We start from the raw sequence: 20,063 nt of genomic DNA on the forward strand, positions 1-20,063 counted from the left end.
ATGATGAGATTCTATGACCGGCTGATCGTTGGCCTGGCGGTCCTCGGGGCTCTCAGCCTCGCGGCCATCACGGCGTTGATTATCGTCGACGTCATCCTGCGAAATACCGGCTTCAGGCCGTTCCAATCGACGAGCGCGATCGTCGAATATGTCATGCTGTTCGCCACCATGGCGGCAGCGCCCTGGCTGGTGCGCGAAAACGGGCATGTGGCGATCGGCTCCTTCGTCGCCAAGCTTCCCGATGGTCTGCGCGTGGCTGTGGGCCGCCTCGTTCTGGTGGTTTGCATCCTCGCGCTTGGTCTTCTCACCTGGCGATCGGCCGCCGTCGGCATGGAGATGATCGTCACGCGATCGGTGGACATGCGCTCGATCAACATCCCGGCCTGGGTGCTCTACGCGATGCTGGGCGGAGGCTTCTTTTTGATGGCGATCGAGTTCCTGCGCATTCTGCTGCGCGGCGAAACCTATAGCGGCGCGGGCGGAGGACACTGACATGATGCCTTGGTATGACGCCACGCTGATCATGATCGGCGGCCTGCTGGCGCTGATGCTCATCGGCATGCCGGTCGCAATTGCCTTTCTCGTCATCAACATCATCGGCGTCCTGATCTTCATGGGCGGGATCGTCGGCATCGATCAGCTGGTCGCAAACGCCACGACCTCGATCACGAGTTTCGCGCTCGTTCCGGTGCCGCTCTTCCTCATCATGGGCGAACTGCTGTTCCACACGGGGCTTGCGTTTCGCGTCTTCGACGCGCTCGACAAGTGCATGGGCAACATCCGAGGCCGGCTCGCCTATCTGACCGTCGGCGGCGGCACGATCTTCGCGACCCTGTCCGGCTCTTCCATGGCTAACGCCGCCATGCTCGGCACCACGCTGATGCCGGACATGATCAAGCGGGGCTACAAGAAGCACATCATCATGGGGCCTATTCTCGCGACAGGCGGGCTTGCCATGATCATCCCACCATCATCGCTCGCCGTCCTGCTCGGCTCGCTCGGGCGGATCGACGTAGGGTCATTGCTGATCGCTGGCCTGATACCGGGCCTCGTGCTGGCGCTCCTTTTCGCGCTGACGATCAGGCTGCAGATCGCTATCGATCCGGAGGCGGCACCCGGCTACGCGGCCAAGCGCGCCACGGGACGCGAGATCGCACGCGCGCTCATCGTCGATGTGGCACCGATGGGCATTGTCGTTTTCGCCGTCGTTGGTCTGATCCTGCTTGGCTGGGCAACACCGACGGAGTCCGCGGCATTCGGGGCGCTTGCCGTCATCGTTCTTGCCGCGCTCTACGGCAAGCTGAGCTGGGAAGCAGTCGTCAAGTCGATGAAGGGCACGCTTGCCGTGTCGGTGATGATGCTGATGATCATCGTCGGTTCCACGACGTTCTCGCAGATCCTTGCCTTCTCGGGCGCCTCGCAGGGGCTCATCGGCTTTGCCACCGGCTTCGACGTATCGCCCTATCTCCTGCTGACGCTGATGGTGCTGGTGCTGATCGTGCTCGGCATGTTCATGGATCCACTCTCGATCATGATGCTGACGCTTCCGATCTTCATGCCGCTTTCGGCGCTCGCCGGCTTCGATGCCGTTTGGTTCGGCATCATCATGCTGCTGGTGCTCGAACTTAGCCTCGTGACGCCGCCGTTTGGGCTTTTGCTGTTCGTCATGGTCGGGGTCGCACCCAAGGGCACCACGATCGGCGAGGTCGCCCGGGCGGCGCTGCCCTATATCGGATGCACGCTCTTTCTCGTCGTGCTTCTCGTCATTTGGCCCCAGATCGCCCTGTGGCTGCCCAGCATGATCAGGTACTGACAATGCGCATCTGGTATCAAAGTTATGTCGATTACGAACATGGTGCGGGCTACTGGGACGAGTTGCGTAAGCATCTCGACCAGATCATCGATCCCGGCACCGAGATAGACATCAAGGGAATCACGCCGCATGATTCCTACGCCCATGCCATCGTCGAGTTTCGCTGCGCTCGAGAAGTGATCTGCAACGCGGTTCGTGCGGAGCGGGACGGCTACGACGCCTTCATCATCGGGCACTTCCAGGATGCGGGTCTCTACGAGGCGCGCTCGGTGGTCGACATTCCGGTGCTCGGCATGGGCGAGGCATCGATGCTGCATGCCTGCCAGCTCGGCCAGCGCTCCGGCATCGTGACGATCAACAGGCGCTACATCCCCTGGTTTCACCACCAGATCGGCAAGTACGGCCTGAAGGAGCGGGTGACCGGCGTGCATGCAATGCAGTTCGAACCCGGCCAGATCCTGGATGCCTTCGGCTCGGAAGAAAAGCTCGAGACTGTCAGGGCCTTGTTCGAGGAGGAGGCGCGACCGCTGGTCGAGGAGGGCGTCGATGTGCTGATCCCCGGTGGCGGCATCCCCATGCTTCTGTTCTCCCAGCTCCATGACCACCGTGTCGACGGCGCCCCGGTGATCAACGGCATCCCGATCGTCGTCAAACTGGCGGAAATGGCCGTAAAGCTGAAAAACCTGACCGGCCTCGGCATCAGCCGCACCTCGGACTACGTGAAGCCACCTATCGAGATCATCGAGGAATTCATGGCCCACCCGAAGGGGTTATAGAAGTGGACGTGCTTGCCGCCTGCATCACGCCATAAGCCATACGGCTGTTCCGGCTGCGGCGGCGGTGAGGTTTGTCATGAGCAGCGGAACCCAGAATGCGCGGGGTCCCGCGGCGATGGCGAGGGCGAGGCGGCCCATGGCATTGGCGGCGAGCGCGGCGAGCACCGCGCTGCCGATGGTTTCCATCCCGACGTTTCGCACTACCAGGCGCGACGCGCTCAATACCGCGACATCGACATCGAAAGTGCCCGATAGCGCGGACGTCGCCACGAGCCCCGTGTCGCCGAACCGGCTCGAAAGGGCGGCACTCGCCGTCGCCACGACGGCGAAGGCGAGGGCGAAGAGGAGCAACGTGGTCAATTCAAACGGGTTGGTCGGCTCTGATGGCGTATCCTGTGCGCCAGCCCTGAAGAGCATGAGACTTCCTGAAAGACCAAAAGCGATGGCGGCGGCCAGCGTCGGCAGAATTATCGAGCCAAGGACAAGCGGCGCGACGATGGCGACGATGAGGATGACCCGACAGATCGAGATCATCGCGGCGAGGGCTGCAGCACCGGCATAGGCGCGACGTTGCTCGCCGGCGGTTGCCGATCGCGCGAAGGCGACCGTCACCGCTGTCGACGACACGATCGCGCCGGCAAGCCCGCTCACGAGCAGGCCGCGCGCGGACCCAAGAAGCCGCGTGGCGATGTATCCAGCAAAGGAGATCGACGCCGTCAGCACCGTGAAGAACCAAATCTGCCAGGGGTTGAAACCGCCCCAGGGGTCGAGCGTGCGGTTTGGCAGAAGCGGCAGGATGATGACAGTCATGACCGCCAGCACGATGGCGGAGCGCAGTTCCACCCAGGATAGCCGGCGCACCATGCCGTGCAAAGCCTCACGGCTGGCAAGAACGGCTGCGAGTGCTGCCCCGCCGGCGGCTGCTGCACGGTAGTCCCCGGAGACAGCAAGGCCGCCCAGTGCAAAGACGCAGAGCGCGGCGATTGTGCCTGTGACGCTGAAGCTGCCGTCATGCTGCGCTTCGGCGAACTTGAACCAGCCGAAGAGCAAGGCGAAGCCAAGAAAACCCGCAATAAAGATCGCAGCGCTTCCAAAAGCATCGGACAGGGCTGCGAGGACACCGCCGAGCAGCCCGACTACGCCGAATGTGCGTATTCCCGCCGTACGGCTGCCTTCGGGCTCGCTGCGTTCGCGCCAGCCCCGCTCGAGCCCGACCAGGAGGCCGATGGCGAGCGACAGACCAAGGCGGGCGATGAGCATGTCCATGACGCGGTTCGTCCAATGGCGGACCATGCCGCCTTGAACACCCTAGCGCGATCGCGTGCCCCTTGCATTGCGATGGAACAGACTTGCGGTTGTCGAAGCAAGCCGTGCTTTGGTCTCAGGCTGCCCGCTGTTCCAAATGGGCGAGCGCGAGCTTGGTGGAGCACCTCGACGCAGCGCTTTCGAATGGCCGGTACTTGCTGCGCTTTCTGTCCTGCCAATCACTCAGCTCCTGCGGCATGACCGATGCCGCAGGAGTTTTTCTGGCTAGGCATGGAACATGAGCACCGTCGCTGGAACCTCGGCGAAGATGTTCGGTTTAGGTCTCAGATCCGCCATTCGCGCGGATGCGAGCCTCAATCGACAAGGACTCCCATGCACTCGACCCAGCTCACGATCAACGGGCGCCGCGAGACCGTGAATGCGGATATTCGCACCACGCTTCTCGACGCGCTTCGCGAGAACCTCAACCTGACCGGGACAAAGAAGGGGTGCGACCAGGGCCAGTGCGGCGCTTGCACCGTCATCGTCAATGGCCGGCGCATCAATTCCTGCCTGTCGCTCGTAGCCAGTCATGAAGGCGACGACGTCGTGACGGTGGAAGGGCTTGCAGACGGTGAGGCGCTGTCGCCTCTGCAGCGCGCGTTTGTCACCCATGACGCTTTCCAATGCGGCTACTGCACGCCGGGACAGCTCTGTTCGGCGACGGCACTCCTGAAGGAGATCGAGGCCGGCGAGCCGAGCGTCGTCAGCAACGGCGAAATCATCTTGAGCGAAGAGGAAATCCGCGAGCGAATGAGCGGCAATCTCTGCCGCTGCGGCGCGTACAACAACATCGTGGACGCCATCGTCGAAGCGGCTGCGCAAGGCGGGGAGGCTGTCCGATGACCCCGTTTTCCTTCGAACGTGCCGAAAAGGCGTCCGCCTCGGCCGGTGTCCGTTATCTCGGTGGCGGCACCAATCTCGTCGACCTGATGAAACTTGAGATCGAGCGGCCGGAGCGCCTCGTCGACGTGTCGCGCCTGCCCGGTGACATCCGGGAAAGCGATGGCGCGATCGTCATCGGCGCGAGCGTCACCAATGCGGCGCTTTCGGCGGATCCGCTTATCCGTCAGCGCTATTCGCTGCTTTCGACCGCACTTCTGTCGGGCGCGACACAGCAGCTGCGCAACAAGGCGACGACCGGCGGCAATTTCCTGCAGCGGACACGGTGCCACTACTTCTATGATACTGCGCGTGCCTGCAACAAGCGCGAGCCCGGCAGCGGCTGCGATGCGCTTGAAGGCCACAACCGCTTCCACGCAATCCTCGGCGCGAGCGAGCATTGCATCGCCGTGCATCCGTCCGACATGGCGGTCGCCATGGCGGCACTCGATGCGGAAGTGCGCACGATCAAGGCGGACGGCGAGGGGCGGACGATACCGGCCACCGATCTGCTGCGGCTTCCGGGCGATGCGCCCGAACGCGACCATGTGCTGGATGACGGTGAACTGATCGTGGAAGTGCGGTTGCCCGCCAACCCGCCCGCCCGTCAGCTCTATCGCAAGGTGAGGGACCGCGCGTCTTACGCCTTCGCCGTCGTCTCGATCGCCGTTGCCCTGGATATGGAGGACAATGTGATGAAGAACGTGCGCATCGCGCTTGGCGGCGTCGCGCACAAGCCGTGGCGTGCGGAAAAAGCCGAACGCGCGCTGGAAGGGGCTTTTGTCGATGCCAGCGTCTTCGCACAGGCTGCGGACGCCGAACTTCAGGATGCCGTCGGGCGCGGCGACAATGATTTCAAGATTCCTATCGTGCGCCGCCTCATTATTACAGCACTGCGCGATGTCACGGACCTGTCTAAGGAGCACTCGGCATGAACGATCAACCGACCACCAAATGGATCGGACAGCCGCTCGATCGCGTCGACGGCCCGGCAAAAGTGACAGGTGCGGCGACCTACGCGGCCGACTATCGCGGCGATCAGCAGGCTGCGATCGGCTTCATCGTCGAGGCGACGATTGGCAGCGGCAAGGTTTCGCAGATCGAGACCGCGGAGGCAGAAGCGGCCGATGGGGTGCACCTGGTGATGACGCACCAGAACGCGCCGGAGCAGGCTCCCTTCGGCGACAATGCGGATGCCGGCCGGTTCGGCATGTCGCATGCCGTCCTTCAGAATGACGAGGTGCGCTATTACGGAGCACCCGTCGCCTTCATCGTCGCCGACACGCTCGAACAGGCGCGCTACGCGGCAGGGCTGATCAAGGTCACGTATCAGGCCGATGACAGCGTCTTCGACGCATTCGAGCATGAAGACGATGCTTTTGCGCCCGACAGCCTCGATGGTGCCGAGGAAGCTGACGTCGACAAGGGCGATTTCGATGCCGTCTTCGCCGAAAGTGCCGAGACGCTCGACGCCACTTTCCACACCGCCGCGCAGCATGCCGCGGCGATGGAGCCCCATGCGACCGTGGCGGAATGGGACGGCGACAAGCTGACCGTCCACATCGCGGTGCAGATCCTGTCGTCGGCGCGCAAGGCGTTCGCCAACACGCTCAAGATCGATCCGGCCAATGTGCGCATCGTCACGCCTTTCGTCGGTGGCGGCTTCGGCTCGAAGCTCGGCGTGCATAGCGAAGGCGTGCTTGCCGCACTTGCAGCCCGCAAGCTTCAGCGGCCGGTGCGGATCGCGCAGACGCGCCGCCATGTGTTCTCGAACGGCCCGCACCGCACCAACCATCGCCAGCGCATTCGCCTGGGTGCATCGGCCGATGGCAAACTGTTGAGCGTCGCCCATGAAACCCTCGGCGCCATGTCGCGGGATTACCCGTTCGCCGAGGCGGCCGCTTCACCCACCATGGCAAGCTACGCTGCCGATGCGATGAAAATCCGCCACCGCGTGGTTGCGGCGAACATTCCTCATGTGGACTCCATGCGCGCGCCGGGCGAGGCAATCGGTACGCTCACCTATGAAAGCGCCATCGACGAGCTGGCCGTTCAGTGCGGAATCGACCCGCTCGAATTTCGCCTCCAGAACGAGCCGAAGCAGGAGCCCGCATCCGGCAAGGAATTTTCCAGCCGTACGCTCGCGCGCTGCCTGCGTGAAGGTGCCGAACTCTTTGGCTGGGAGACCGGTCCTGTGGAGCCTGGCGCCTTGCGCCAAGGGCGGCTTCTGATCGGGCGTGGGCTTGCCGCAGCGATCCGGCCAAACATGATGCAGCCGGCGGAGGCTGCAGCAGAACTCTATCGGGATGGGCGCCTCACCGTCGAACTCGACATGACGGATATCGGCACAGGCACCTACACCATCCTGACGCAGATCGCTGCCGAAACGCTCGGTCTCGATCCGAACGCGATTGCGGTAAGACTGGGCGATACCGACTACCCGAAGACATGCGGATCGGGCGGCTCGTTCGGTGCCGGCAGCACGGGCACGGCGGTCTCCAAGGCGTGCGCATCGATTCGCGACACGATCATCGACCGCGCGGCGCGGCTCGACGGCGATTGGGCCGGCGTCAATTCAGGCGATCTGCGGATCGAAAACGGCAATGCCGTCGTTGCCGGACGCAGCCTTGCGCTTGGAGCCATACTGGATGCCATTGGCGGCGACAGCTTCAAGGGCAAAGGGCAAGTCGAGCCCGGCAAGGCGCATGAAGACCTCGCGCAATATTCGTATGGCGGCGTGTTCGCGGAAGTGTCGGTCAACGCCGATACCGGCGAAATCCGGGTTCGTCGCCTGTCTGGCGCATTTGATGCGGGCCGCATTCTGAACGAGAAGACCGCGCGCTCGCAGTTGATGGGTGGCATGATCTTCGGGCTCGGCGCTGCGCTGATGGAAGAAAGCCTGATGGACATGCGGTTCGGGTCGTTCATGAACCGCGACCTCGCCGAGTACCACATCGCCGTCAACCGTGACGTCCCGCGGCTTGAGGTGAAGATGCTCGATACGTTCGACCAGAACTCCAATCCGCTCGGCAGCAAGGGCATCGGCGAACTGGGCATCTGCGGAACTGGGCCGGCGATCGCCAACGCCATCTATGCGGCGACTGGCTATCGCACCCGGAAATTCCCGATCCATCTGGAGGATGTGCTCGACCATCTTCCGGCCCTCTAGGCTCACTCGAGGTGTTCCGCTCCGCCGGTTTCGGTGGGGCGGAACAATTGCCCGGACCTTGGTGTTGTTTTGCCGATCACCGCGCAAACGAGGTGCAAGCAAAATGACCAGTCCAACTCTTGACACAGACCTTCAAGCGACCCCGGCCCAAGGTTCTCTGGAGCCGCGTGTCCTGATCGGCGACGGCGATTTGATCGTGCCGTCTCAAGCCGTTGCCTCGGACATCCCAATGCCCGATCCGGATGTGCAGCGACCGGACCAGCTGTGGGATCGCAGGCTAGATCGCTGGTAGGCTAGCGCGCCAGAAGACCGGGCAGCCAGGTGCCGAGTTCCGGAATGGCGACGATCAACGCCAGCACGACCAGCTTGATCATGACGAAGGGTGTCACTGCCACATAGATGTGCTTCATCGTGATCGATGAAGGGACGACGCCCTGCATGACAAAGAGCAAAAGGCCGAAGGGCGGAGTCAGAAGCGCGATCTCCATCGTCAGGAGATAGATGACGCCCAGCACGAGCAGGTCGATCCCGACCGAGTTGGCGAGCGGAATGAAGATCGGGATCGTGATCATCAGCATGCTCACCTGATCGATGAAGCAGCCGAGGAAGAGCAGGAGCAGGATCATCCCGATCAGGACCTGTATCGACGTCAGTTCCCAACCATTGATCAGGCCGATGAGCCCGCTGGTCGCCCCGCTGAACGATAGGATCTGGCTGAAGGTCTGGCTGGCCGCGATGATGAACATGATCATCACGGTGAGCTTGACGGTTTCCATTACGGCTTCGACCAGATTTGCCCACGTCAACGATCGGTAGGCAAGGCTCGCGACCACGGCGGCGAGGCATCCGAGCGCGGCAGCGTCGGTTGGAGATGCGATGCCGACGATGAGGCTGCCGATGACGGTTGCGAAGATGCCCGACAGCGGCAGAACGTAGACGCAAAACGGCCGCCAGCGCTCCCACATCGTCATCCGCGGCAGATCTTCCGACGGTGCCAGATCGGGTCGCATCAAGGCCGACACCACGATCAGGACGACAAACGCCGCCGACAGGATGAGCGCGGGAATGATCCCGGCGACGAGGATCTGCGAAATCGAAATGCCGGCAAGGCTGCCCAGAAGAACTGCCAAGGCAGAGGGCGGGATAAGCATCGCAATGGCACCGGATGCCATGATCGGGCCCATCGCCAGCGTCGGATGGTAACCCTTCTTCAGCATGCTCGGCATCAGCGTCGAGCCGAGCATGGCCGTATTGGCGATGGTCGAGCCAGAGAGGGCGGCGAAGATCGTGCCGCCGAATACGGTGACGACTGCAAGACGTCCCGGAATGCGCGTGACGAGCCGCTCCACCGCATCAATCGCCCGGTGCGCGACGCGCGACTGGAACAGGATTTCTCCCATCAGGATGAAGAGCGGGATCGGTGCGAGGGAATAGTTCGCGACCGACTGGAAGGCGTTTCGCGCCATCTGGATCAGGCCGTTTTCGCCGCCCAGGATGAAATAGGCGCCGACGACGTTGACGGCGATGAAAGCAAACGCGACCGGCAGGCCCGTGGCGAGCAGCAGAATAAGCGCGCCGAGCATCAGCGACAGAGTGAGTGCCCAATCCATATCAAAGGCCCGCCTGATGCGCTTCGGTTTCAGGGCCGACCGCTGCGCGTCTCAGAAATTCCAGCGTCAGGAGAAGTCCGCCGATAAAGGGTGCCAGAAGCGGTATCCACTCGGGAATGACGAGGACGCCACGCATCATCGATCCGCGTGACAGCGCGATCATCAAGGCGCTGAACGTCGCCCAGGTGAACAAGGCCGACAACAGGGCGCCGAGAAGCGATGTCAGCCGATCAACGAGCCGTCGCCGCGCCGGGGAAAGGCCGGACAGCACGATGTCGACGGACACGTGGGCATTCTTGCGAAGGACCCACGGCGCTCCGAGAAAGGTCGCCGCCATCAAGCCCATCTCGATCGCATCGATCATGCCGTAGACGTTCTTGCCTGCGAAAAAGCGCAGGCCGACATTGAGGACGAGGATGAGCGTGATCAGGACGAAGACGATCCCCGCCAACACGGCGAAAGCGTGGATCGCCGCGTCTTGCAGGCGGGCAAGCGGGCGCATGAACGCAGCTTATTCCTGGAAACAGCCCTGCAGCGTTTCGGCGAACTCCGGATTGACGGCCACTGCGCTTTCCCAGCCGGCATCCTGCGCGGCCTGGAGCCATTTGGCCGAGGCTTCCTCGCTGAGTTCGATGGTCTCGATGCCAGCTTCCGCTTGCGCTGCGCGTTCCTTTTCGTTCAGCTCGGCATTGTTGGCGTTCTGCTCCTCAAGCCACGCCATGCCTTCCTCGAGCAGCGCGCGCTGCTCGTCGGTCAGGCTTTCCCATTTGTCAAGATTGACGAGGATTTCGACGTCGACCTGATAGAAGCCTGGGTCGACGCGGTAGTTGGTCTGCTCGTCCCAACCAAGGTCCAGCACGCCCTGGATCGGCCAGCCATAGCCGTCGATGGTGCCGCGCTCCAGCGCCGTATAGACATCGCCGGGAGCAGTGGTTACGGGCGTGGCGCCAAGCGCCTCGAACATGGCCTGGTAGACGGGCGTCGTGCGGATGGTGAGGCCGCTGAGGTCTGCGCTCTCGATCGGCTTCGTCAGATACAGGTGGAAGTTCACGCCATCGCCGGTGCGGCCGAGATATTTGACGTTCATCTTCTCCTGATGAAGCGTATCGACAGCCTCGTAGCAGCCATTTTCGCGCTGCTGCTGGATCGTCGTCTGGGCAAGCTTCAGCGCATCACCTTCCGGCAGCACATTGGTGTAGAAGGCCGCCGTCACGTTCGCCATATCGACGACGCCGGACGACACGGCATTTCCGACTTCGAACGGAGGTATGGATTCGGGCCCGCCGACGCTCTGGATCTGAAGCACGCCTTTGCCGTTCTCGTTGATCCACTGGACCAAAGCCTCATAGGGACGGGAGAAGGCAGTTCCGGTCGCGAAGCCGGAAACGGCGCGCAAGGTCGTTTCCTGCGCAAGCGCGGGGCCCGTCAGCAAAAGGCATGCGGATGCGATAAGCGTGAGCTTCTTCATGATCGTCCTCCCTTGATCCCGGCAAGCTTGGCAGATGCCAAACCTCTCCCAGCCAGGAAATATCCATTTGCATGTATCGATAGTCAGAAGCCAAAGCACGGTCAAGGCGACACGGCGCTGATCAGGCGATCTCGGCCAGGCGCTCGCGCAGTTCGGCGGGGTCGGTAAGGCCGGCATCCAGATCGTCGTGGGTCGCGCGCCAGATGGGAGCCGCCTCTGCCAGCAAAGCTCTCGCGTCGTCGGTCAGTGACGGCAGCCTGCTGCGCTTGTCGGCCTTGTCGACGGTGAGCGTGACAAGCTGGCGCCGATGCAGCGGCTTCAGATTGGCCGTCAGCGTGGTGCGGTCCATCGCCAGGAAATCCGCGAGCTGCCCGATCGTCGGCGGGGCCGGTCGGTTCAGCGCCATCAGGATGGAGAACTGGCCATGGGTGAGGCCGAACGGGCGCAACGCCTCGTCGAAGCGGCGGGCCAGACGGCGCGCCGCACGCTGCACCCGCAGGCACAGGCAGCGGTCGCGCACTTCGATGGTGGTTGAGAACGGCAAATCACCCGATTTTGACATGACGATATAATGTTGATATCAACGTAAATGTCCAGCGCAGTTGGGAGGCTCGTCGTGACACAATCCATCAATCTGCTGATCGGCACCCGCAAAGGTGCCTTCATCCTGAAAAGCAACGAGGACCGGCGCATCTGGGAGATGTCGGGGCCGCATTGCGAAACCTGGCCGACGAACCATGTCGTCGGCGATCCCAAGACCGGCACGATCTATGCCGCCGGCGGCAATGAGTGGTTCGGCCCGGCGGTCTGGAAATCGACGGATGGCGGCAAGAGCTGGACGCATTCAAGCAAAGGATTGGCCTATGCGGAGGGGCAGGATCCGGTGAAGGCCGTCTGGAGCCTCTGCGTGGCGCCTGATGCCATTTATGCAGGCGTGGAACCTGCCGGATTGTTCAAAAGCACCGATGGCGGTGAGAGCTGGGTCCATCTGGACGGGCTGCGCAACCATCGGAGCCGCGAGCACTGGATGCCCGGCGGCGCTGGCTTGATCCTCCATTCCCTGCTTGTCGATCCGGACGACCCGCAATCGATCCATGTGGGCATCTCTTCGGCAGGCGTTTTCCATTCGGCTGATGGCGGCCAGACCTGGGAGCCGCGCAACAAGGGTACGCGCGCCGACTATATGCCCGAGGACCAGCGTTATCCCGAAGTCGGTCAGTGCGTGCACAACCTCGTGCGGGCAGCCGGCGGCAACGGGCGGCTCTATCAGCAGAACCATTGCGGCATGTATCGCAGCGACGACGCCGGAAAGACCTGGCAGAGCATCGAGGATGGCCTCCCGTCGAGTTTCGGATTTCCGGCAGCTGCGCATCCGCGGGATCCGGATACGGTGTTCATGGTGCCGCTCAATGGCGATACCAAGGGACGCTACATGCCGGACGCAAAGGCCGCCGTATGGCGCACGCGCGATGGCGGGAAGACATGGGCCGATCTGCGTGATGGGTTGCCGCAGCAGGACGTGTACTTCAACGTGCTCCGTCAGGCGCTTTCGACCGACAGTCTTTCGCCGGCAGGTGTCTATTTCGGCGCGGCTTCGGGCGCGATCTATGGCAGCGCCAATGAGGGTGACGGTTGGACGCTGATTGCGCAAAACCTCCCGCCGGTCGTCTCCGTCGAAACCATGGTCGCGTGATCGGCCATGGATGCGTCAGCGGCACGCCCGGTCGTCACGGTGAAGATCGCCGCCGTTCTTGCCGATCTCTTCCCCGGTGCGCCGCGCGAGTTCATCGTCCAAGCGCAATGCGTCGGCGAGATGATCGATGCGCTCGATCAGCAGTTCCCTGGAATGGGTGACCGGATCAGAGACAGCCGCCCTGCGATCCGAAAACACATGAACGTTTTCGTGGATGGGGAGCGGGCGACGCTCGACACGCCGCTGTCTCATCATGACGAGGTGTTCGTGATCACCGCGATCAGCGGTGGCTAGGGTCGCAGATCGGTCACCTTTCCGATCGGTGAACCGGTATCCACTTCACCTGGAAACGCTTCACACTAAAAGCCGGATGCGCTGATAGTGGATTTCGGCGAGTTCGCGCTCGACCTCGGTGAGAAACGCGCCGACGGCCTCGTCCTGCTGCTCTTCGCTGAAGCCCAGCGCTGACAGCTCGTTGAAGATCCCGCCCGCGAGTTCCTGGCGGTAGCGGTTGGCCGCTGCGGTCGTGCGCCGCTTGAGCAGTTGCGCTGCGGCTTCTCGCACGCGGCGCGCCTGGCTCGTCAGCGGGAACAGTGCGAGTTCACCAAAGCCGCCCGCATTGCTCTCATCCGTCATCGTCGTCATCGTCATCGCCCCAAAACGCCCGACAATCATGCCGAGGCATACCCAACACAAGGAGCCGCTTCGCATTCCTCAAAACGCTGAACTGCCCATGCCATTCCTGCCGGATGCGTGCCCACTTCTTGACCCGCACGATCCAGCACCGAGCGGCTGCGAATCGCATTCCGCTTGTCGATGATGCTGACGTGGGGAAGTTTACGGATGGTTAGCGAGCCGTTATGAGCAAACGCCGCTAGAGGGCTGGAGATATTGACGAAAGATGAATTTCTGCGCGCCACTGCCGATGCACTCTGGCTGACGGTTGATCAGCGTGAGGCACCAGATCGCAGGCAGCAGAAACAAACCGATGGCGCTAGTCGCGTGAGGCGCATGCGGCAAAAAAGTGGCAGGCGCCTTGAACGTGCTGAAGCTTCCGCAACATAATGGCGCTTCGAGCGTTTGTTCCGGTGCCGAAGACAGCCGGCCGATCGCACCTCAAATCGCCACGCATCGCTGGGCCGAAATCCACGCTACAGGAGCCGCTCATGACCCGTCTCGCACTCGTCACCGCCAGCCTTCTCGGGGCGACGCTCCTCATGGGTACCGCCCATGCACAGGTCGTCGTCTCATCGAAGATCGATACCGAGGGCGGCGTCCTCGGCAACATGATCATTCAGGTTCTTGAGCATGCCGGGATCGAAACGGAAGACCGCCTGCAACTCGGTGGCACACCCGTCGTGCGCGAGGCGATTACCGCAGGCGAGATCGACATCTATCCGGAATACACCGGCAACGCTGCGTTCTTCTTCGACCGCGCGGACGATGAAATCTGGCGCGACGCCGATGCGGGTTTCGAGGAAGCCAAGTCGCTCGATTACGAGGCAAACCAGATCGTCTGGCTGACGCCTGCCCCTGCCAACAACACTTGGGCGATCGCGATCCGCGAGGATGTGGCGACCGAGAACAACCTCGCATCGATGAGCGACTTTGCGGCGTGGGTGAATGGTGGCGGTGAAGCCGTGCTCGCCGCATCCGCCGAGTTCGTCAATTCCGAAGCCGGGCTTCCGTCATTCCAAGAGGTCTACGGGTTTGAACTGACCGGCGACCAGCTGATCACACTTTCGGGCGGTGATACGGCCGCGACCATCCAGGCCGCGGCACGCGAGACCAACGGGGCCAATGCAGCGATGGTCTACGGCACGGACGGCGGCATTGCGCCTTCCGGTCTTGTCGTTCTGGAAGACGACCAGAGCGTTCAGCCCGTCTACAATCCTGCGCCGATCATCCGCGAGGAAGTTCTCGAGGCCAATCCACAAATCGAAGAGGTGCTGACGCCGGTGTTCGAGTCGCTTTCGCTTGAAGCCCTCCAGCAGCTGAACGGACGCGTGCAGGTCGGTGGTGAGGCGGCAAGCGCCGTTGCCGAAGACTATCTGACATCGAACGGCTTTCTGGATTGATCGACGGGGCGGTTTCTGCCGTTGCGTCTGGATGACATGAAGATGCGGTCTGCCGTCGCGGCAGCTGGAAAGAATTGCGAGGCGCAATGACCGCATCGGCACTTGTATTGGATGAAGAGACGTCGGGATGGGTCCGATTGGACAAGCTCGGCATCCTGATTGCGGCCGGGGTCAGTCTGGTCCTTTTCTTCGCGCCGTTTGTCACCTTTGCTGCCAACCGCATCGTTCTCGGCGAAGGTCTCGGCATCGCCGCGGCGCTTCCCGGTGCGTGGGCCTATGGGCTCGTTCTGGTGTCCATCGCCATCGCTCTCATCGCAATCGTACGCTCGCCCGTATGGCTAAGGCTTTCAGCCAGTCTTGCGGGCATCGCGTTGCTGGCAGTCTGCGTCGGCGCCGCGGCTTCGGGGCTGGTGGAAGAGGGCGACACCGTTGCACGTGTTTCACCCGCATCGGGCTTCTGGCTCTTGTTCGCGCTGTTCGGCTTGCTTGCTATGGATGCGCTGGCCCGGCTGAAGCTCCCGCCGATCCAGCGCATTCTGCTGGTCGTTCTTGCTGGTGCGGCACTGGCGATCTGCCTTGGCAGTGGATTGTGGGACGATCTTTCGGTCATGCGCGAATATCAGAACCGCGCAGCAAGCTTCGGCCGCGAAGCGGAACGGCATCTGTTCCTGGCGCTCGGCTCGCTGGGTGTCGCGGCGCTCGTCGGCGTCCCGCTCGGCATTCTCTGCCATGAGGTCAAGGCTGTGCGGGGCCCGGTGCTTGGCGTGCTGAACATCCTGCAGACGGTGCCGTCGATCGCGCTTTTCGGGCTTCTGATCGCGCCCTTGTCCTGGCTATCGAACGCGGTGCCGGTGCTGCGCGACATCGGCATCAGCGGCATCGGCGCGGCGCCTGCCTTCATTGCGCTGTTCTTCTATTCGCTGCTGCCCGTGGTGGCGAACACGGTAGTCGGGCTCGCAGGCGTCTCGCCCGCCGTCACGGAAGCTGCAGCGGGGATGGGCATGACGGAACGCCAGCGGCTCTTCCGGATCAAGCTGCCGCTCGCCTTTCCGGTGATCCTGACCGGCATCCGCATCGTGCTCGTCCAGAATATCGGGCTTGCGACGATCGCCGCGCTGATCGGCGGTGGCGGGTTCGGCGTGTTCGTATTCCAGGGCGTGGGGCAGACGGCGATGGATCTTGTCCTGCTCGGTGCGCTGCCGACGGTGGCTCTGGCTCTGGCGGCGGCCGTGCTGCTCGACGCCCTCATCGACATGGTCCGGCCTGCCGGGCTCAAGGAGACTGCTCGATGATCGAGATCGAAAATGTGACCAAGCGTTACGGCGACAACACCGTCGTCGACGATGTGAGCCTGAGGGTCGACAAGGGCCAGGTCGCGGTCATCGTCGGCACGTCGGGCTCCGGCAAGACGACGCTGTTGCGCATGGTGAACCGGTTGGTCGAGCCAAGTGAAGGCCGCATCCTGATCAACGGTCAAGACACGCGCGACATGCCGGCCTACCAGCTGCGGCGTAAGATCGGCTATGCGATCCAGGGTCATGGCCTTTTCCCGCACCGGACGGTGGCGGAGAATATCGCGACCGTCCCGCATCTTGCAGGGTGGGACCGTGCACGCATCGACGCGCGGGTCGATGAGCTCTTGTCTCTGTTTCAGCTGGAACCGCAGCACTATCGCGACCGCCATCCAGTTCAATTGTCCGGGGGCGAACAGCAGCGCGTCGGCGTCGCCCGTGCGCTTGCTGCCGAACCCGACGTCCTGCTGATGGACGAACCCTTCGGCGCCCTCGATCCAATCATTCGTGCGAAGGCGCAGGACGATCTGCTGGACATTCAGCGCAAGACGGGTGTCACTGTGTTGCTCGTCACGCACGACATGGATGAAGCCATGCGGCTCGGCGACCGGATCGCGGTAATGGCCGAAGGCAAGGTCGTGCAATATGCCGACCCGGCGACGCTGCTGGTGAAGCCGGCAACCGACTTCGTCGACAATCTGGTCGGCACGGCGGATCGACCGTTCCGGCTTCTGTCGCTGCGCAAGGTCGACGACGTGATGGAGCCGGGTGGGGCAGACGGTGGTGAACCCGTCCAGCCCTCGACGTCGCTTCGCGAGGCGTATGCCAACATGCTGTGGCAGGGCAGGGAGGCGCTGCCTGTCGTCGATGCATCGGGCGCCGCCATCGGTCAGGTGCGCCTTGCTGCCATCTCCCGTCTGGCAGCGCGCCCGGCATGAAACTGACGGTTGCCATGGTGGCGCGGCTCGTCGCGTTAGTTCTGTTGCTCGCCTTCCTGTTCGCGCCGTCACTCTTCGAGCCGCTTTTGCGACCGCTGGCAGGGCCGCGCTCACCGGCCATCTACAACCAGGGCAGCCTGCTTTCGCTGACGCTCAGCCATATCGGCATCACGATCGCCGCGACCCTGGCCGCTACAGTGCTTTCCGTCGCGCTTGCCGTGGTCGTCACCCGCGACTTCGGCCGCGAATTCCTGCCGCTCTCGCGATCGATCGCCAATATCGGCCAGACATTTCCGCCCGTCGCCGTGCTGGCGCTCGCGGTGCCGATCGTTGGTTTCGGGACAAAGCCGACTCTGATCGCGCTGTTTCTCTATGCGCTTCTGCCGGTCTTCGAGAACGCGCTAACGGGTCTGACGACGTTGCCTTCAAGCGTGCGGGAGGCCGCGCGCGGCATGGGCATGACCGGCTGGCAGCGGCTCACGCGCGTTGAACTTCCGCTGGCCTTCCCGGTCATTCTTGCAGGCGTGCGGCTCGCCTTCGTGATTTCGCTCGGAACGGCGACGATCGGCTCCACGGTTGCCGCCCCAACCCTAGGCGAAGTGATCATCGCCGGGCTGCTTTCCAGCAACACCGCGTTCGTGCTGCAGGGTGGCGTGATCGTCGCCATCATCGCCGTTCTGTCCTATGACGCGCTCAGTGCCTTGGAACGAAAGGCCGCTCGCAGGCTTGGACGTCCAGCGACTGCTACCTGAACCCGAAAGTTTTTCGATGCCGATTGACCCGACCTACCGCGCCGCACCGCGCCACCAGGCGCTTGGCCGTGACTTCTTCGACCCGGTCGAAGCCGCTGACTTTCCATCGACGACGCTGCGATACCGAAACCGAGACGCCGCTGCCGAGGTCGGGTTGTCCGGATTAAGCGGTGTGGAATGGGTGAGTCATTTTGGGCGTTTCGAGCCGCTTCCGGACAATCTGCCGGAGCCGCTGGCGCTGCGCTATCACGGCCACCAATTCCGCCAGTACAATCCAGACCTCGGCGATGGCCGCGGGTTTCTTTTCGGCCAGCTTCTGGACCGGGACGACCGGCTGCTCGATCTCGGCACGAAAGGATCCGGCCAGACGCCATGGTCGCGCCAAGGCGATGGCCGCCTCACATTAAAAGGCGGCGTGCGGGAGGTTCTGGCGACCACAATGTTGGAAGCGCTCGGCGTCAACACGTCGCGTTCCTTCAGCCTCGTTGAGACCGGCGAAGAATTGATGCGGGGTGACGAGCCTTCGCCGACACGCTCATCGGTTCTGGTGCGGCTCAGCCATTCCCACATCCGCATCGGGACTTTTCAACGCTTCGCCTATCTGGAGCAGCCCGACTGTGTCGAGGCGCTGCTGCACCATGCGGTTGCCAACTACATGCCCGATTGCGCCCGCGCCGATACGAAAGACACGGCGCTCGCGTTCCTGGACCGGGTCTGTCGGAACGTGGCGCGCACCGGGGCGCAGTGGATGGCGGCTGGCTTCGTGCATGGCGTTCTGAACACCGACAACATCAACATCACGGGCGAGAGCTTCGATTACGGCCCCTGGCGCTTCCTGCCGGTTCTCGACCCGTCTTTCACCGCCGCCTATTTCGATCAGACGGGCCTCTATGCCTTCGGGCGTCAGCCCGAGACGCTTTTTTGGAACCTCGCGCGGCTGGCGGAATGCCTGCTGCCGCTCGCGCCGCTGGAAGATGTCGAGCCGATCGTGCGCGCATTTCCGGATCACTACCGCTCAGCCTTCGATCGGCAGATCGTCGCGCGCCTCGGTCTCGAGCCGCTCGATGCCGCTACCGACCGAGAGCTCGCGGAAAGCTTCTGGAAGTTTCTCGCCGCAAGCGCCATGCCGTTCGAGCAGGCCTTCTTCGACTGGTTCGGCGGCGTGCCGGATCGTGCTGGCCGAAGCCCGGTGGCGGCCGAATATACGGGCGAGACTTTCGCTCAGACCCGCGCACTCATCGACCGTTACCAGACCCGCGCCGATATCGATCTCGCGCATCCGTCGCTCGCCGCGCTCTCGCCGGTGACTGTGCTGATCGACGATGTCGAGCGCATTTGGTCCGGTATCGATACCGATGACGACTGGAGCGATTTCCACGAAGCGCTGGATCAAATGGCCGATCTGCGCGATGCCTACAGGCTGAAGGAACTCGCTCGCTAGGAAGCCCGGGACATCATTTGGGAGGATGTCGTTTTCCGTTCTTCCTTTCGTCAATCTGTCATGGTTATCGGTCATAGCCTCGGCCTCTCGTCAACGAAGACCTCTTTCGGAGACTGATTCACCATGCGCTATGCGCTCTATTTCACGCCGCCGATGAGCGACGCGCTGCAGCGCACCGCATCGCGCTGGCTCGGCCGGAACGCGTTTTCGGGCGCAGCGTTCGAGCATCCGGACGATACAGGCCTCGGCATCGATGAGATCGCTGCGATCACCGAAGCGCCGCGCCGATACGGTTTCCACGCCACCATCAAGGCACCCTTTGCTCTGGCGGATGGGCTGACGAAGGCGGATCTGTTGTCGGAGATCATGCATTTTTGCGGCGAACTCGAGCCATTCGAACTGCCGCCGCTCCGCATCGAGCGGCTCGGCCCGTTCTTCGCCTTGACGCCGAGCGCGCCGTCGCCCGCTCTCCAGGGCTTCGCCGATGCCGTCGTTCGCCGCTTCAACCGGTACCATGCGCCAGTGAGCGAGGCCGATCGGGCGAGGCGCAAGGTCGATCGGTTGTCGGAACGGCAGGTGGCGTATCTGGACAGCTTCGGCTACCCTTATGTCTTCGAGGAATTCCGCTTCCACATGACGCTGACGGGGCCTGTCGATGCCGGCGATGCAGACCGGGTCGGGGCGGCGCTGCATCAGGTGTTTGCACTCTTCCTGGACAAGCCTGTCTCCGTCAGCAATCTGGCACTCTTCGTGGAGCCGGAAACAGGCGCAGCGTTCTCGGTGGATTCGCTGCATCCACTCGGATCGTTCAAGGTGGCGCGACGGGCAGCCGCACAATGACACTTC

Annotated in this window: 20 protein-coding genes; 14 read left to right on the top strand and 6 right to left on the bottom strand. The window is 62.9% G+C overall.

Annotation, left to right across the window (positions count from 1 at the left end; translation table 11 throughout):
• From QQL76_RS04635 to QQL76_RS04645, 3 genes are read left to right on the top strand one after another with little or no spacing between them, the layout of a single operon-like run.
• A complete protein-coding gene (locus tag QQL76_RS04635) occupies positions 1–492 on the top strand; it encodes a TRAP transporter small permease (RefSeq protein ID WP_499206583.1) in 492 nt (163 codons plus the stop codon).
• A gap of 4 nt (positions 493–496) precedes the next feature.
• A complete protein-coding gene (locus QQL76_RS04640) occupies positions 497–1,813 on the top strand; it encodes a TRAP transporter large permease (protein WP_499207110.1) in 1,317 nt (438 codons plus the stop codon).
• A 2-nt stretch (positions 1,814–1,815) separates the two neighbouring features.
• Positions 1,816–2,589, top strand: coding sequence for an aspartate/glutamate racemase family protein (locus tag QQL76_RS04645; protein ID WP_499206584.1), 774 nt, complete (start codon positions 1,816–1,818; stop codon positions 2,587–2,589).
• 24 nt (positions 2,590–2,613) lie between these two features.
• Here the strand turns inward: QQL76_RS04645 and QQL76_RS04650 are convergent, their stop codons facing one another.
• Positions 2,614–3,855, bottom strand: a complete 1,242-nt coding sequence (locus QQL76_RS04650; protein ID WP_499206585.1) for an MgtC/SapB family protein — start codon at positions 3,853–3,855, stop codon at positions 2,614–2,616.
• A gap of 372 nt (positions 3,856–4,227) precedes the next feature.
• Between QQL76_RS04650 and QQL76_RS04655 the strand changes: the two genes are divergently transcribed.
• Genes QQL76_RS04655 through QQL76_RS04665 form a run of 3 tightly spaced genes read left to right on the top strand, consistent with a single transcriptional unit; the run spans position 4,228 to position 7,945 of the window.
• Positions 4,228–4,740: a (2Fe-2S)-binding protein gene (locus QQL76_RS04655; RefSeq protein ID WP_499206586.1), complete on the top strand. Its 513-nt coding sequence runs from the start codon at positions 4,228–4,230 to the stop codon at positions 4,738–4,740.
• Positions 4,737–5,711 (top strand): FAD binding domain-containing protein, encoded by a 975-nt coding sequence (locus QQL76_RS04660; protein WP_499206587.1) that lies wholly within the window; start codon positions 4,737–4,739, stop codon positions 5,709–5,711. The genes QQL76_RS04655 and QQL76_RS04660 overlap by 4 nt, the downstream gene beginning before the upstream one ends.
• Positions 5,708–7,945 (top strand): xanthine dehydrogenase family protein molybdopterin-binding subunit, encoded by a 2,238-nt coding sequence (locus QQL76_RS04665; RefSeq protein WP_499206588.1) that lies wholly within the window; start codon positions 5,708–5,710, stop codon positions 7,943–7,945. Before QQL76_RS04660 ends, QQL76_RS04665 begins: the two co-directional genes overlap by 4 nt.
• Positions 7,946–8,238: 293 nt before the next feature.
• Here QQL76_RS04665 and QQL76_RS04670 read toward each other — a convergent pair whose 3' ends face one another.
• The 4 genes from QQL76_RS04670 to QQL76_RS04685 all read right to left on the bottom strand — a co-directional run bounded on the left by QQL76_RS04670 (position 8,239) and on the right by QQL76_RS04685 (position 11,567).
• Positions 8,239–9,555: a TRAP transporter large permease gene (locus tag QQL76_RS04670; RefSeq protein WP_499206589.1), complete on the bottom strand. Its 1,317-nt coding sequence runs from the start codon at positions 9,553–9,555 to the stop codon at positions 8,239–8,241.
• A gap of 1 nt (position 9,556) precedes the next feature.
• Positions 9,557–10,057 carry a TRAP transporter small permease gene (locus tag QQL76_RS04675; protein ID WP_499206590.1) on the bottom strand — a complete coding sequence of 167 codons (501 nt, stop codon included), beginning with the start codon at positions 10,055–10,057 and terminating at the stop codon, positions 9,557–9,559.
• 9 nt (positions 10,058–10,066) lie between these two features.
• The gene (gene dctP / locus QQL76_RS04680) at positions 10,067–11,023 is read right to left on the bottom strand and encodes a type 2 periplasmic-binding domain-containing protein (protein WP_499206591.1); all 957 of its coding nucleotides are present in this window, start codon (positions 11,021–11,023) and stop codon (positions 10,067–10,069) included.
• A gap of 121 nt (positions 11,024–11,144) precedes the next feature.
• Complete coding sequence (locus tag QQL76_RS04685) at positions 11,145–11,567, bottom strand: MarR family winged helix-turn-helix transcriptional regulator (RefSeq protein ID WP_499206592.1); 423 nt, start codon at positions 11,565–11,567, stop codon at positions 11,145–11,147.
• A gap of 72 nt (positions 11,568–11,639) precedes the next feature.
• Here QQL76_RS04685 and QQL76_RS04690 point away from each other — a divergent pair, with 72 nt between their 5' ends.
• Complete coding sequence (locus tag QQL76_RS04690) at positions 11,640–12,716, top strand: WD40/YVTN/BNR-like repeat-containing protein (RefSeq protein ID WP_499206593.1); 1,077 nt, start codon at positions 11,640–11,642, stop codon at positions 12,714–12,716.
• Between the two features lie 6 nt (positions 12,717–12,722).
• A complete protein-coding gene (locus tag QQL76_RS04695; protein ID WP_499206594.1) occupies positions 12,723–13,010 on the top strand; it encodes a ubiquitin family protein in 288 nt (95 codons plus the stop codon).
• Between the two features lie 60 nt (positions 13,011–13,070).
• On the opposite strand, the gene QQL76_RS04700 is transcribed toward QQL76_RS04695, so the two are convergent.
• Positions 13,071–13,361 (bottom strand): DUF6074 family protein, encoded by a 291-nt coding sequence (locus QQL76_RS04700; RefSeq protein ID WP_499206595.1) that lies wholly within the window; start codon positions 13,359–13,361, stop codon positions 13,071–13,073.
• A gap of 521 nt (positions 13,362–13,882) precedes the next feature.
• On the opposite strand from QQL76_RS04700, the gene osmF reads away from it, so the two are divergent.
• The 6 genes from osmF (at position 13,883) to QQL76_RS04730 (ending at position 20,057) form a co-directional block, all read left to right on the top strand.
• On the top strand, positions 13,883–14,794 hold the full coding sequence (gene osmF, locus QQL76_RS04705; protein WP_499206596.1) for an ABC transporter substrate-binding protein: 912 nt from the start codon (positions 13,883–13,885) through the stop codon (positions 14,792–14,794).
• Positions 14,795–14,880: 86 nt separating this feature from the next.
• Positions 14,881–16,086: an ABC transporter permease gene (locus QQL76_RS04710; protein ID WP_499206597.1), complete on the top strand. Its 1,206-nt coding sequence runs from the start codon at positions 14,881–14,883 to the stop codon at positions 16,084–16,086.
• Positions 16,083–17,024, top strand: coding sequence for an ABC transporter ATP-binding protein (locus tag QQL76_RS04715; protein WP_499206598.1), 942 nt, complete (start codon positions 16,083–16,085; stop codon positions 17,022–17,024). Before QQL76_RS04710 ends, QQL76_RS04715 begins: the two co-directional genes overlap by 4 nt.
• On the top strand, positions 17,021–17,776 hold the full coding sequence (locus QQL76_RS04720) for an ABC transporter permease (RefSeq protein ID WP_499206599.1): 756 nt from the start codon (positions 17,021–17,023) through the stop codon (positions 17,774–17,776). Before QQL76_RS04715 ends, QQL76_RS04720 begins: the two co-directional genes overlap by 4 nt.
• Positions 17,777–17,792: 16 nt before the next feature.
• Positions 17,793–19,217, top strand: coding sequence for a protein adenylyltransferase SelO (locus tag QQL76_RS04725; RefSeq protein WP_499206600.1), 1,425 nt, complete (start codon positions 17,793–17,795; stop codon positions 19,215–19,217).
• A gap of 123 nt (positions 19,218–19,340) precedes the next feature.
• Positions 19,341–20,057 carry a DUF1045 domain-containing protein gene (locus tag QQL76_RS04730; protein WP_499206601.1) on the top strand — a complete coding sequence of 239 codons (717 nt, stop codon included), beginning with the start codon at positions 19,341–19,343 and terminating at the stop codon, positions 20,055–20,057.
• The last annotated feature ends 6 nt before the right edge of the window (positions 20,058–20,063 follow it).

It is taken from the genome of Rhizobium albus (assembly GCA_030160035.1).
Classification (GTDB): Bacteria; Pseudomonadota; Alphaproteobacteria; order Rhizobiales; family Rhizobiaceae; genus Georhizobium; species Georhizobium albus.